We start from the raw sequence: 13,786 nt of genomic DNA on the forward strand, positions 1-13,786 counted from the left end.
CCCGCTCCCACATTAGGTTACGCGTAGCTCTCGATCGACGGGCAAGCGCAGACCAGGTTGCGATCGCCAAACACGTTGTCGACGCGGCCAACCGGCGGCCAGTACTTGCCTTCGATCAGCGACGCAACCGGGTACACCGCTTGTTCACGGCTGTAGGGGTGGCTCCATTCGCCGACCAGTTCCGCTGCGGTGTGCGGGGCGTTTTTCAGCGGGTTGTCGTCCTTGTCCAGGGTGCCGTTTTCCACCGCGCGGATTTCTTCGCGGATGGCGATCATCGCGTTGCAGAAGCGATCCAGTTCTTCCTTGGATTCGCTCTCGGTCGGCTCGATCATCAGCGTGCCGGCCACCGGGAACGACATGGTCGGCGCGTGGAAGCCGAAGTCGATCAGGCGCTTGGCCACGTCATCCACGCTGATGCCGCTGCTGTCCTTCAGTGGGCGCAGGTCGAGGATGCACTCGTGGGCCACCAGGCCATTGCTGCCGGTGTAGAGCACTGGGTAGTGCTCTTCGAGGCGACGGGAAATGTAGTTGGCATTCAGGATCGCCAGCTGCGAAGCGCGCTTGAGGCCCGCGCCGCCCATCATGCTGATGTACATCCAGGTGATCGGCAAAATGCTCGCGCTGCCGAACGGCGCCGCGCACACCGCGCCTTCCTTGCGTTCCATGGCCGCATGGCCAGGCAGGAATGGCGTGAGGTGCGACTTGACGCCAATCGGGCCGACGCCCGGGCCGCCACCGCCGTGTGGAATGCAGAAGGTCTTGTGCAGGTTCAGATGGGACACGTCGCCACCGAACTTGCCCGGTGCGCACAGGCCGACCATCGCGTTCATGTTGGCGCCGTCGATGTACACCTGGCCGCCGTTGTCGTGAATGATCGCGCAGATTTCGCGGATGCCTTCTTCGAACACGCCGTGGGTCGACGGGTAGGTGATCATCAGCGCGGCGAGGTGCTCGCGGTGCTCGATGGCCTTGGCGCGCAGGTCTTCGATGTCGACGTTGCCACGTGCATCGCACGCGGTGACCACGACGCGCATACCGGCCATGTTGGCGGTAGCCGGGTTGGTGCCGTGGGCCGACGACGGGATCAGGCAGATGTCGCGACGTGCTTCGCCACGGCTCTGGTGATACGCACGAATCGCCAGCAGACCGGCGTATTCGCCCTGGGAACCGGCGTTCGGTTGCAGCGAGATCGCGTCATAACCGGTGGCCGCGCAGAGCATGGCTTCCAGCTCCGACGTCAGCTGCAGGTAGCCGGCGCTTTGCGAGGCTGGTGCGAAGGGGTGCAGGGCGCCGAACTCGGCCCAGGTCACCGGGATCATTTCGCTGGCGGCGTTGAGCTTCATGGTGCACGAGCCCAGCGGGATCATGGTGCGGTCCAGGGCCAGGTCCTTGTCGGCTAGCTTGCGCAGGTAGCGCATCAGCTCGGTTTCCGAGTGATAACGGTTGAACACCGGGTGGCTGAGGATCGGCGACTGGCGCAGTTGCGCGGCAGGCAGGCGGCTTTCCACCTTGGCGGCGAAGTCCGGCAGGGCCTTGCCATCGGCGAAGATCGACCACAGGGTCTCGATATCGGCCTGGGTGGTGGTTTCGTCGACCGACAGGCCGACGCGCTCGGCATCCACCACACGCAGGTTGATGCGCTGGGCGCGCGCCTTGTCGTGCAGGGCCGCGGTTTGGGCGCCGGTGTTGAGGGTCAGGGTGTCGAAGAAGTGTTCCTGCTCGACCTTCAGGCCCAGGGCGGTCAGGCCGCTGGCCAGGATCGCGGTGAGCTGGTGCACGCGTTGGGCAATCTGCGTCAGGCCTTTGGGACCGTGGTACACGGCATACATGCTGGCGATGTTGGCCAGCAGCACCTGGGCAGTACAGATGTTGCTCGTGGCCTTCTCGCGGCGAATATGTTGCTCGCGGGTCTGCATGGCCAGGCGCAGCGCCGGCTTGCCGAAACGGTCGACGGAGACACCGACCAGCCGGCCCGGCATGTCGCGCTTGAACGCATCCTTGGTGGAGAAGTACGCCGCGTGCGGGCCGCCGAAGCCCAGCGGCACGCCGAAGCGTTGTGCGCTGCCGATGGCCACGTCGGCACCGAACTCACCCGGCGGGGTCAGCAGGGTCAGGGCCAGCAGGTCGGCGGCCACCGCCACCAGGGCGTTGGCGGCGTGGAAGCGTTCGGTCAGCTCGCGGTAGTCGAACACATCACCGTTGCTGGCCGGGTATTGCAGCAGGGCACCAAAAAATGCGCTGACGTCGCTCAGTTCGCGCTCATCGCCGACCACCACGTCGATGCCCAGGGGCTCGGCACGGGTGCGCAGTACGTCGAGGGTCTGCGGGTGGCTGTGGATCGAGGCGAAGAAGGCATTGCTGCCCTTGTTCTTGCTCAGGCGCTTGCAGAAGGTCATGGCTTCGGCGGCGGCGGTGGCTTCGTCGAGCAACGATGCGTTGGCGATCGGCAGGCCGGTGAGGTCGCTGATCAGGGTCTGGAAGTTCAGCAACGCTTCCAGGCGGCCCTGGGAAATCTCCGGCTGGTACGGGGTGTAGGCGGTGTACCAGGCCGGGTTTTCCAGCAGGTTGCGCAGGATCGGCGACGGCGTGTGGCAGTTGTAGTAGCCCTGGCCGATGTAGGTCTTGAACAGTTGGTTCTGGCCGGCGATGGTCTTGATCTTGGCCAGGGCCTCGGCTTCGCTGAGGCCGTCTTCCAGGCCGAGCACGCTGGTGCCCTTGATGCTTTCCGGGATCACGCTGGCGCTCAGGGCTTCCAGGGAGTCAAAGCCCAGGCTCGCCAGCATGAGCTGCTCGTCTTCCTGGCGCGGGCCGATGTGGCGGGCGATGAATTCGTTGGCGGTGCTCAAATTAACAGTCATGGCGCGCTCCTCAGGCTTGGGCGTTGGCTTTGATCAGACGGTCGTACGCGTCCTGATCCAACAGTTTAGCGACCGCCTCGGCATCGGCCGGTTTAAAGCGGAAGAACCAGCCTTCGCCCATCGGGTCTTCGTTGACCAATTCCGGGCTGGCGTCGAGTTTGTCGTTCACTTCGAGGACTTCACCGTCCAACGGCATGTACACGCCGCTGGCGGCCTTGACCGACTCAACGGTGGACGCTTCGGCGCCCTTGTCGTAGGACTGCAGCTCCGGCAGTTGCACGAAAACCACATCACCCAGCGCATTCTGCGCGAAAGCGGTGATACCCACGGTGACGCTGCCATCGGCTTCGGCGCGCAGCCATTCGTGATCTTCAGTGAAACGCAACTCGCTCATGGAAACTCCTCGGGGCCAGATTCGTCTGGTGGACGGGATTGGAATAATGAGGAGTTGCTTAGCAATATCGCGGCCAACGTCGTTAAGTCGTTATAAATCAATAAGTTAATAAAGTTGGCGATGACGATATAAACATCGGCTGTAGCGATTTCGCTACAGTGCGACGCCAGAAAAAAAGCCTATGTGGATCAAAGCCTTGCATGGCGCGCAAAAAACAGGGTTGTAGCGATATCGTTACGCTGTAGCGCTTTCAGTACGCATCGAGGTCGCTTTATCTACCACATGGGTGACGACGTGGGGTTTTACGGTTGCACTGACTTTGCTATCAGGATGCGTCGTATGAGTGCCTCACCCGCAATTCCCGCGGAAATTTCCCAAGCGCGGATGTCCCGTGACTATCTGTCCCGATTGTTTGCCCGGCGCCTGAGCCTGACCCAGGCAGCGCAGGCGATGATCCAGGAGTGGATCGGCGACTGGTTTGCCGGCTCGCGTCTCCTGGCCAATAACAGCTGGATCGGTGTGATCCAGCCGACGCCGGCTGGCAGCCACTATGGCTCGCTCATTACCTTGAGCGATGCGTTGATCAAACGGTGCATGAGTGGCAAGGCGGTGAATTACACCCCAGGCCATCATCAACTGTTGATCCAGACGGGGCCGCAGGCTTTTGAGCCTGTGACGGAAGCCATCGGCGTGAATGATGTCGAATTAATGCTCAACACCCTGGCGCCTGAACTGGTCGCAGGCTTTGTCGAGCGGTTGGTGGGCTATTGGAATGCGCCAGTGCAGGACGGTTCGGCCTACAGCCGTTGGAATGCGGTCGGCAGCCAGTTACGCGCGTGCCTGCTCACGGCGCGACAAAACCCGCCATTGACGCCGCGCCAGGCGCGGCTGTTGCTGGGCCTGGGCGATGAACACCAGCAGTTGTGGGGCGCGCGATCGGACCGCGAGGCATTAGGCGGACCTGATGTGCTGCGGATCTACCAAGTGTATGCCGCCCAGCAAGAGCGCAATGGTGAGTGGCTGCCGCTGCTGATCTTGCAGCGACAGGTCGATGGACAACAGGTGACCCTGGCCTATATCCCCGCGATGACCCTGTTGCAGCTCGATACCTTGGACACATTGGGTGACCTGCTGCCGCGCTACATGAGCCACTACCTGCCGGCAGTCCCTGTGAAATGGGTGCTTCGTGAGCCAGCGGGTGATGCCTTCGATGCCTTGGCCCAGAGCTTGCTGGAGCGCCAACTGCGCGCTCTTTACCGAGTGGACTGGTCGACGCTGCCCGAGGTGCGCAGCTATGAAAACCTGTTTATCACGCTGACCTCGCCGCTGGCCTGGTTCGACCCCGATCACCTGCCGCAACCCCATGAAGAACAACTGCCTGTCTGGCTGCAATCGGCCCACAGCGGCGATCGCCAAGCCTACGGGGAGTGGCTTCGGCAACTCGCGCAGTTGCAACACAGTACCGGCGCTGCGTCGTTCCTCGATGGGCTGGAGCCCATCGATGTCTATGCGCGGGGGGCGCTGCAACGGCAAATGCGTAGAGATCATCCCAGAGGTGCGCTCATCAACCCGGACGACTGCCTGCTGACTTTTGAGCGCACCCAAGGCGCTACCGTCGGTTGGACGCAGAAAACCGCCCTGACCCTGACCCAATGCTCGCTGGAAAACCCCTTCGCCACGGCCTATGCCAGTGTGCAGATCAGCAACCGGGCCGACCCGGGCAGGTTGCCCCGCTGGATCACGCCGGCCTACTTGAAGCAATTGATCGAGGGGGTGGATATCGGCAAGCGATATCCACGCTTGCTTGAGCATGCATTGATATCGGACCCGACGGAGTCTGCACGCAGGCGTCGCTTGTTTGTCGATCAGATGGCGCTTCAACTGCCGATGCGCGCTTTCGAGTACAGCCTTCGTCAGCGCAACGGTTTTACCCGGTCTGGCGCGTTGGTCGTGCAAGCGCTGCTGCGCAGCGATCCGCTTCAGCGTGTGGTCGAGGGCGAGGTGATTGTCGCTCGGCCCCTGGCGTTCCTGGCGCATGCGGGGGGGCAGGTGCACAGGGCGGACAACCTGTTTGTCATCGGCCCGCGCGATAACAGCACGTTGCCGCATATTCTCTATTGGCCCGATCAACCCGAGACACTGTTACGGCAATTCTCCAGCCGCCAGGCGTTGCTCGATGAGATCGCCCGAGCCGGCAGCGATCTGCAAAGCCTGGTACTGCAGCGCCTGCCGGACAAAAGCCGAGCACTGTTTGGCAATGGCGGCTTTATCCATCCCCATGTCCAGCGTTTCCTGCAGGGCGATGAATACGACAGTCTGCCGGCGTCGAGCCCGGCGCTGCTCAGTGACGAGCCGGTGCGCGGCGAATTTCTTGAGACGGTGTTCGATGAAAACGCTAAAAGCCTGTGGCAGCGTGCGGTGGCTCAGTCGACGTCCAATGAGACGCTGCGCTGGACCTTGTTCAAGAATGATCTGTGGCAACTGTTCAATGCGCTGTTGCCCATGGTCAGGGGGGCGGTGGCGGTGGCCGGCTGGCTGTTTCAAACTTTCAGGACTTTCCAGGCAGTCCTGGCTCTGCCGGCTCAGGCCAGCCGGGAAGAGTCGGCCGAAGCAATTGCCGAACTGCTCAGCACCTTGGTCGGTTTGCTCATGAGTCCTGTGGTCAGTCTGGATGAGCGTCTGGGGCTGGGTTTTGGCACGGCGCGCGCCCGTGACGTGGGCCGGGTCGGTCACGTGCGTCAATCAGTGTCCGAATTTGCCTTCGCCGATGTCACGGCCTGGGATTATTCCTGGGCCAACTCAAGGTTCAGGCTTGATACACAGCAGCGATCGCATCTTGAGACTTACCAATGGTCACCCGGGCTGGGGGAGCGTTGGCCCGACTCACCGACAATTGTTGCGGCTGACAGCCCGGTGCGCGGTCGGGTCCAGGTATTGCGTGGCAGCGGCGGTGCCCGCCAGGCGCTCTACACGCTGATAGACAGCAAGGTGTATGGCGTGCGGGACGTGGGCGGGACTTGGCAGATCGTCGACCTCAGGAATCCCCAGCGCCCTGGCCCGTGGCTCGCAAAGAATTCGCGCGGTGTCTGGCACGTCGACTTGGGCATGAGGTTGCTTGCAGGGCAGCCAAGACGCACGGCAGCCCAGCGTCGTGCACAGATCGAGCAGAAAAAAATCGTGCTCGAGCGCGACTACGAGGAAGTGCGCACCGCGCTCTTAAGCGCTGAACGTGTGGTGAATGCTGCCGAAGAGCTGTGCGAGAAAGCCCATTTAACCGCTGAAACGGTGTTTACCGATCAGCATCGGCAGAGTGCGCGAGCCCGTTATTTGAAGGAGCTGGAGAGAAAAGCCGACTTGCTGCAGAAAAAACTCAACGTGCTGGTTCAAAGAAACGCTAATAAGCCGCTGGACGGTTTTGAAAGAGAGCAGAGCCTGCAGTTGGAGGACATCGTTCTGAACCAGCGCCGACAAATGTTCGTGCTGACGTTCAGTCGCCGCGAGGAGCAATTCTCAGAAGAACGCCTCGTTCAGTTGATGGAGCAGATCAAGTTGGAGGACGAGGCTGGAGCCCAGGCAGTACTCAGTACGTTAACTGAGGAAAATCGCAGGATCAGCGAGTTCCAGGACAAGATGGTCAGCTTGAGTTTTTGGGAACGCGTCAGTTATAGGCAATTAATCAGTATTCCTGCGTACAAGTCCTATATCGGTGAAATATCGCCCTCACCCCATGGCCAGCCATTGGACTGGAGGACTGTGCAGCTGCTGACGCTCAAGGAGCAGATATGGCGCCATCAGCCGCAGTCTGAAGAGTACGACGACTTCAGTCGGTTCGACGCGGCAGTGGATGAGGCGATCCAGTCGGCCCAATCGCAGAAAACCCTAAATGAGCTCGATTTGTTGAGCGTCCAGCAACGCATCGATGGGACCCAGGCGGTTTTGCACGAGTACGCCAAGACATTGTCGATCCTCGATGGATACCGTGAAACCGCATCACACTTGATTGACAGCGAACTTGGTGGGCAATTGGATGCCGCGATCTCGAGCCTGGTGCAAGAGTCGAACATAGCCCTGGCCAATCTGCTGCGAGAGCAAGAGCGCAATAGCCAACCTGCCACCCTGCGTTCGCCTGATGCTGGCCAGCGTCTGGTACGCGACTCGAAGAAGCGCTATCAGCTGGGGCGGGTTCGCGCACACACGCCGCAGGCGACCGAAGACATTGTGGATGTCATCAACCCTATCGACCAGAAAGTGGTGGTCAGCTTGCATCAGAATGCAGGCTCCGATGAGTTTTTAGCGATTGCCGAGGCGAGGGCCACGCCGCCGCGCCCAACGCGTTCGTTGGAGAACCTCAGGCTCGATGCCCGCCGGCTGTTGGATAGAGCGCCGCAGGTGCTGCAACAGGTGCGGGACGAGGCACTCACGTCCAGGCTGCCGGCCAGTATAGAGGCGCGATTGACACGCCAGTCCGAGGCCCTCAAGACGGTTGCAGAGAAAATTCGCAAAGCGCTGGTGCAAACGGAGGATTCAACCTCACAGGCGTTGCTCCAAGCGTTGGAGCAGGCCTCCAGCCGCTATCTGGAACAGGGGCGATTGCTGCGTATCGACATGCTCAAGCGCTTGCCACCTGATGAGGACGGGATTGCCTGGCTCAAAGCCCAGGATGAAGTGCGGATAGTGCGCATCGAGGGGCGCATAGCGCTCAAGCGAGTCGCGGATTTTTTGCAGGAGTATGTGATTGAAGACCGGCAGGGCAGGGTTCTGGCGTATGCGCACTTTCACTACACGACGCCCACGGATCCAGACTTGCCCTACAACGCCGGTCATCTGAAAAGGCCGGAGCAACGCTTCATGAGTTTTCGCAGCCTCGCCGACAAGGCCGACAATGATGTGCTTGCGATCTACTATTCGCGCATCAGCGCACCCATGGCCGAGCGTCTTTTTTTCAGCGCTGTTGACTCGGTCAAGCACCGTGGGCGGCGCGCATTCTGGTAAAGGGCGGACTCAGGATTTGCCGGGAATACCGTACTTGCGCAAGCGGTGGGCGATGGCCGTGTGCGAAGTCTGCAAGCGGCTCGCCAGTTGTCGCGTGGAGGGGTAGCTGACGTACAGTTTCTCCAGCAGGTTGCGTTCGAAATCCTCGACGGCCTGCTCGAGGCTGTCGACTTCACCATCGCTTTGGCGGGCGACCGAGGTGCCGGCGATGTCCAGGTCGCCGATATCCACCAGGCTGCTTTCGCAGATGGCTGCGGCGCGGAAGATCACGTTCTGCAACTGGCGCACATTGCCCGGCCAGCGGTTGCCCAGCAGCGCGGGATAAGTGCCGGGAGCCAGGCGGCACACCGGGCGCTGGATCTGCGCGCAGGCCTGCTGCATGAAGTAGCGCGCCAGCAGCAGGATGTCCTGGCCGCGTTCGCGCAGCGGCGGCACTTCGACGTTGAGCACGTTGAGGCGGTAGAACAGGTCTTCGCGGAAGGTACCTTCGCTGACCATCTTTTCCAGGTCGCGGTGGGTCGCGCTGAGAATGCGCACATTGACCCTCACTTCGCGGTCGCCGCCGACCCGACGGAAACTGCCGTCGTTGAGAAACCGCAGCAGCTTGGCCTGCAGGTACGGCGACATTTCGCCGATTTCATCCAGGAACACCGTGCCTTGGTTGGCCAGCTCCATCAGCCCTGGCTTGCCGCCGCGCTGCGCACCGGTGAACGCGCCGGGGGCGTAGCCGAACAGTTCACTCTCGGCGAGGTTCTCCGGCAGCGCCGCGCAGTTCAGCGCCAGAAACGGTGCACTGTGCCGCGCGCTGATGGCGTGGCAGGCCCGCGCCACCAGCTCCTTGCCGGTGCCGGTTTCGCCCTGGATCAGCAGCGGTGCATCCAGCGCCGCCACCCGTTGTGCGCGTGCCTTGAGCGTACGGATCACCGGCGACTCGCCCAGCAGCGCATCAAAACCCTCGGCGTGGTCATGGTGCAACGCCGACAGTTGTTCACCGATGCGGTTGGGCTGATAGAGGGTGAGCAGGGCGCCGGCGTCGGTGATCGGCGTGGCGTCGAGCAGCAAGGTCTGGCCGTTGACGCTGATCTCGCGCAGCGGCAGGCGGAAGCCGTGCTCCAGCAAGGTGTCGAGCAGCGACGGGTCATTGAACAGCTCGGCGATGCTTTCCCCGGCCGGTTCGCGACCGTACAGCGCGATCAACGCCGGGTTGGCCAGCAGGATCTTGCCCGCGCTGTCCAGCGCCAGTACCGGGTCGGTCATGGCCGCCAGCAGGGCGTCGAGTTGCAAGTGGCGGCGTTGGCCGGGAAGGATGTCCACCACGGTCACTGCCTGCACGCCATGCACGCTGAATAGCGCGTCACGCAGCTCTTCGAGCACCTCGGCGCTGAGGGTCGGCGCATCGATGTACACGTTGGGCGGGACCATCTCCACGGCATCCAGGTTGAGGTTGCGCCCACCGAGCAAGGCCAGGACTTCCTGGGTGATACCGACGCGGTCGATGAAGCTGACGTGGATACGCATGGGGCGAATGTTGGTTCTGGCGTACTGAGGGTGGCCAGTATGCCTGACAGGTGATGGAGATCAAAAATGTGGGAGCTGGCTTGCCTGCGATAGCGGTGGATCAGTCAATTAAGGTATTGACTGTCAGACCGCTATCGCAGGCAAGCCAGCTCCCACAGGGTTCGCCGGTGTTAATGAAATCGGGTTATTCCAGGTGTTCAGGTTTGATCGGGTCCCCGGGCTTCACATCCAGCTGATGCCGCACGTCCTCGAACATCAAGTCGTACTGCTTGTGCATCGAGCCGTTCAACACCGCGATCTTCGGCATCCCGTATTTCTGCGCGATGTTCATCGCATGCCGGGCAAAATCAAACGCTTGATCCTTGGGCAGGAAGAACTCTTCCTTGAGGTCCTTGCCCTGCACCGAACCGTGCAGCTTGAAAAGCATTCCCTTGCCTTCCTTTGGGTCCTGGCTGACCTCGTAGTCGATGCACAGGTTGTAGCTGTAGTCGTCCTTGTTGAGCGCGTGACGTTCGACATGCAAGTGACCGGGTTCAAAGGTGGCCATAGGCGTTTCTCCTCTACTTCACAGGTAGGTGATGCCAGGTGTTGCCGTGCTGATGCGCGTACCGGCGCTGCCCTGGACGATGGCTTCGATGTCCGAGAGTGAACCGATCACTGCGGTTTTGCCAGTCTGGCGGGCGAACTCGCAGGCGGCTTGCACCTTGGGCCCCATGGAGCCGGCGGCGAAGCCGAGCTTTTCCATGGCGTCAGGATGGGCCTGGCCGATGGCCTTCTGGGTGGGCTTGCCGAAGTCGATGAAGGCGGCGTTGACGTCGGTGGCGATAACCAGCAGATCGGCATCCAGCTGCGAGGCCAGCAGTGAGGAACACAGGTCTTTGTCGATCACCGCTTCAATGCCGCGCAGCTTGCCGTCTTCGCCATACATCGTCGGGATGCCGCCACCGCCGGCGCAGATCACGATAGCGCTTTTTTCCAGCAGCCACTTGATCGGGCGGATTTCAAAGATACGTTTGGGGCGCGGGCTGGCGACCACGCGGCGGTATTTATCGCCGTCCGGGGCGATGGCCCAGCCTTTTTCGGCGGCCAGTTTTTCCGCTTCGGCCTTGGCGTATACCGGGCCGATGGGCTTGGTGGGGTTCTGGAAGGCCGGGTCCTTGGCGTCCACTTCGACCTGGGTGAGCAGGGTGGCGAACGGCACTTCGAAGTCCAGCAGGTTGCCCAGTTCCTGTTCGATGATGTAGCCGATCATGCCTTCGGTCTCGGCGCCCAGCACGTCCAGCGGGTACGGCGAAACGCTGGTGTAGGCGGCCGCCTGCAACGACAGCAGGCCGACCTGCGGGCCGTTGCCGTGGGCGATCACCAGTTCGTTGCCGGGGTGGATCTTGGCGATCTGTTCGGTGGCGATGCGGATGTTGGCGCGTTGGTTGTCCGCCGTCATGGGTTCACCACGGCGGAGCAGGGCGTTGCCGCCCAGGGCTACGACGATGCGCATAAACAATGTCCTTCTAGAGTGCTATGTTGCGAACACAGGACCAAAGTGGGAGCGGGCTTGCTCGCGAAAGCGGTGGATCAGTTGATACATGTGCGGACTGACACACCGCATTCGCGAGCAAGCCCGCTCCCACAGTTTTGATCGCGTTTCAACAGTGGGAACGGTGTTGAGGGTTAGATATCCGCCAACGCCGACACCAGAATCGCCTTGATGGTGTGCATGCGGTTCTCCGCCTGCTCAAACGCGATGTTGGCCGGCGACTCGAACACTTCCTCGGTCACCTCCACGCCATTGGCCAGGTTCGGATAGCGCGCGGCGATGTCCTTGCCGACCTTGGTTTCGCTGTTGTGGAACGCCGGCAGGCAGTGCATGAACTTCACGCGCGGGTTGCCCGAGGCTTTCATCATCTTGGCATTGACCTGGTACGGCAGCAGTTGCTCGATGCGCTCGTCCCACGCTTCCACCGGCTCACCCATCGACACCCAGATATCGGTGTGGATGAAGTCGACGCCCTTGACCGCTTCTTTCGGGTCTTCGGTGATGGTGATGCGCGCGCCGCTTTCCTCGGCGAATGCCTGGCACTGCTTGATGAAATCAGCATGCGGCCACAGGGCTTTCGGCGCGCCGATGCGCACGTCCATGCCCAGCTTGGCACCGATCATCAGCAGCGAGTTGCCCATGTTGTAGCGCGCGTCGCCCAGGTAGGCGTAGCTGATGTCATGCAGCGGCTTGTCGCTGTGTTCGCGCATGGTCAGGGTGTCGGCGATCATTTGGGTCGGGTGGAATTCGGCGGTCAGGCCGTTGAACACCGGCACACCGGCGAACTTGGCCAGCTCTTCGACGATTTCCTGTTCGAAGCCACGGTACTCGATGGCATCGAACATCCGACCGAGCACGCGGGCGGTGTCCTTCATGCTTTCCTTGTGGCCGATCTGCGACGACACCGGGTCGATGTAGGTGACGTGCGCGCCCTGGTCATGGGCTGCGACTTCGAAGGCGCAACGGGTGCGCGTTGAGGTTTTCTCGAAGATCAGCGCGATGTTCTTGCCTTTCAGGTGCGGACGCTCGGTGCCGGTATATTTGGCGCGCTTGAGGTCGCGGGACAGGTCCAGCAGGTAATGCAGCTCGCGGGTCGTGTGGTGCATCAGCGAGAGCAGGCTGCGGTTGCGCATATTAAAAGCCATGATGGATCTCCTTGGGTTTCGGTTATCCCCCTGGCCACTGCCGGATAAGCAGCGGCCAAGGCCAAAAATTAATAGTCGATAGGGTCGCGGATGATCGGGCAGGTCATGCAGTGGCCGCCGCCACGGCCACGGCCGAGTTCACCGGCGCTGATGGTGATGACTTCCACACCGGCCTTGCGCAGCAGGGTGTTGGTGTAGGTGTTGCGGTCGTAGCCGATCACCACGCCCGGCTCCACGGCCACCACGTTGTTGCCGTCGTCCCATTGCTCGCGCTCGGCGGCGAAGCTGTTGCCACCGGTCTCGACCACGCGCAGCGCCTTGAGGTTGAGGGCCGCAGCGACGGTTTCGAGGAAGTTGGTTTTCTCGCGTTGGATATCGATACCGTGCGGCTTGCTTTCATCTGGACGCAGAGTGAACGGTACGATCTGGTTGACCACTTCAGGGAAGATGGTGACCAGGTCGCGGTCGCAGAAGCTGAACACCGTGTCCAGGTGCATCGCCGCACGGGATTTCGGCAGGCCGGCAACGATCACGCGCTCCACGGCTTTGTTTTTGAACAGGTTGCGCGCCAGTTGGCCGATGGCCTGGTGGGACGAGCGCTCGCCCATGCCGATCAACACGACGCCGTTGCCAATCGGCATGACGTCGCCGCCTTCCAGGGTGGAGGCGCCGTGTTCCTGGTCGGGGTCACCGTACCAAATCTGGAAGTCGGCGTTGGTGAACTCCGGGTGGAATTTGTAGATGGCGCTGGCCAGCAGGGTTTCCTGGCGTCGCGCCGGCCAGTACATCGGGTTCAGCGTCACGCCGCCGTAGATCCAGCAGGTGGTGTCACGGGTGAACTGGGTGTTGGGAAGCGGCGGCAGGATGAAGCTTGAGTGGCCGAGGAAGTCGCGGAACATTTCGATGGTCTTGCCGCCGAAGCTGCTCGGCAGGTCCTCGGCCGACACGCCACCGATCAGGAACTCACTGATTTTGCGCGGCTCCAGGCTGCGCAGCCACGAGCTGACTTCATCGACCAGGCCCAGGCCCACTGTATTGGCAGTGATCTTGCGCTCCAGGATCCAGTCCAGCGCTTCGGGGATGGCGACGATGTCGGTCAGCAGGTTGTGCATTTCCAGCACATCAATGTCGCGCTCGCGCATCTTGGTGACGAAGTCGAAATGGTCGCGCTTGGCCTGGGCGACCCACAGCACGTCATCGAACAGCAGTTCATCGCAGTTATTGGGGGTCAGCCGCTGGTGGGCCAAGCCTGGGGAGCACACCATGACTTTGCGCAGTTTGCCGGCTTCGGAATGTACGCCGTACTTCACTTTTTCCGTGGTCATTACAGATCCTCCAGTGAACA

The 13,786-nt window shown here is 61.6% G+C and carries 8 protein-coding genes; 1 reads left to right on the top strand and 7 read right to left on the bottom strand.

Going from position 1 to position 13,786, the window contains the following annotated elements:
• Nucleotides 1-17: 17 nt before the first annotated feature.
• Together gcvP and gcvH are read right to left on the bottom strand one after the other, a co-directional pair.
• Nucleotides 18-2,858 carry an aminomethyl-transferring glycine dehydrogenase gene (gcvP, locus tag NTD80_RS06330; protein WP_065908888.1) on the bottom strand — a complete coding sequence of 947 codons (2,841 nt, stop codon included), beginning with the start codon at nucleotides 2,856-2,858 and terminating at the stop codon, nucleotides 18-20.
• A 10-nt stretch (nucleotides 2,859-2,868) separates the two neighbouring features.
• The gene (gcvH, locus tag NTD80_RS06335) at nucleotides 2,869-3,252 is read right to left on the bottom strand and encodes a glycine cleavage system protein GcvH (protein WP_065908891.1); all 384 of its coding nucleotides are present in this window, start codon (nucleotides 3,250-3,252) and stop codon (nucleotides 2,869-2,871) included.
• 339 nt (nucleotides 3,253-3,591) lie between these two features.
• Between gcvH and NTD80_RS06340 the strand changes: the two genes are divergently transcribed.
• Nucleotides 3,592-8,244 carry a hypothetical protein gene (locus NTD80_RS06340; RefSeq protein WP_262132710.1) on the top strand — a complete coding sequence of 1,551 codons (4,653 nt, stop codon included), beginning with the start codon at nucleotides 3,592-3,594 and terminating at the stop codon, nucleotides 8,242-8,244.
• A 9-nt stretch (nucleotides 8,245-8,253) separates the two neighbouring features.
• On the opposite strand, the gene NTD80_RS06345 is transcribed toward NTD80_RS06340, so the two are convergent.
• The 5 genes from NTD80_RS06345 to arcA form a co-directional block, all read right to left on the bottom strand.
• A complete protein-coding gene (locus NTD80_RS06345) occupies nucleotides 8,254-9,762 on the bottom strand; it encodes a sigma-54-dependent transcriptional regulator (protein WP_262132712.1) in 1,509 nt (502 codons plus the stop codon).
• A 184-nt stretch (nucleotides 9,763-9,946) separates the two neighbouring features.
• The gene (locus tag NTD80_RS06350; RefSeq protein ID WP_065908895.1) at nucleotides 9,947-10,309 is read right to left on the bottom strand and encodes a DUF5064 family protein; all 363 of its coding nucleotides are present in this window, start codon (nucleotides 10,307-10,309) and stop codon (nucleotides 9,947-9,949) included.
• 18 nt (nucleotides 10,310-10,327) lie between these two features.
• The gene (arcC, locus tag NTD80_RS06355; protein ID WP_262132715.1) at nucleotides 10,328-11,257 is read right to left on the bottom strand and encodes a carbamate kinase; all 930 of its coding nucleotides are present in this window, start codon (nucleotides 11,255-11,257) and stop codon (nucleotides 10,328-10,330) included.
• 173 nt (nucleotides 11,258-11,430) lie between these two features.
• A complete protein-coding gene (locus NTD80_RS06360; protein WP_003220053.1) occupies nucleotides 11,431-12,441 on the bottom strand; it encodes an ornithine carbamoyltransferase in 1,011 nt (336 codons plus the stop codon).
• A gap of 68 nt (nucleotides 12,442-12,509) precedes the next feature.
• The gene (gene arcA, locus NTD80_RS06365) at nucleotides 12,510-13,766 is read right to left on the bottom strand and encodes an arginine deiminase (protein WP_065908901.1); all 1,257 of its coding nucleotides are present in this window, start codon (nucleotides 13,764-13,766) and stop codon (nucleotides 12,510-12,512) included.
• Nucleotides 13,767-13,786 lie beyond the last annotated feature (20 nt).

Origin of the sequence: Pseudomonas sp. 13B_2.1_Bac1 (assembly GCF_025466155.1) — a bacterium.
GTDB classification, from domain to species: Bacteria; Pseudomonadota; Gammaproteobacteria; order Pseudomonadales; family Pseudomonadaceae; genus Aquipseudomonas; species Aquipseudomonas aylmerensis.

Coding starts and splice junctions, on each gene's coding strand:
- arcA (WP_065908901.1), bottom strand. CDS start 13,766: ATGACCACGGAAAAAGTGAAGTACGGCGTACATTCCGAAGCCGGCAAA.
- NTD80_RS06345 (WP_262132712.1), bottom strand. CDS start 9,762: ATGCGTATCCACGTCAGCTTCATCGACCGCGTCGGTATCACCCAGGAA.
- NTD80_RS06340 (WP_262132710.1), top strand. CDS start 3,592: ATGAGTGCCTCACCCGCAATTCCCGCGGAAATTTCCCAAGCGCGGATG.
- arcC (WP_262132715.1), bottom strand. CDS start 11,257: ATGCGCATCGTCGTAGCCCTGGGCGGCAACGCCCTGCTCCGCCGTGGT.
- gcvH (WP_065908891.1), bottom strand. CDS start 3,252: ATGAGCGAGTTGCGTTTCACTGAAGATCACGAATGGCTGCGCGCCGAA.
- gcvP (WP_065908888.1), bottom strand. CDS start 2,858: ATGACTGTTAATTTGAGCACCGCCAACGAATTCATCGCCCGCCACATC.
- NTD80_RS06360 (WP_003220053.1), bottom strand. CDS start 12,441: ATGGCTTTTAATATGCGCAACCGCAGCCTGCTCTCGCTGATGCACCAC.
- NTD80_RS06350 (WP_065908895.1), bottom strand. CDS start 10,309: ATGGCCACCTTTGAACCCGGTCACTTGCATGTCGAACGTCACGCGCTC.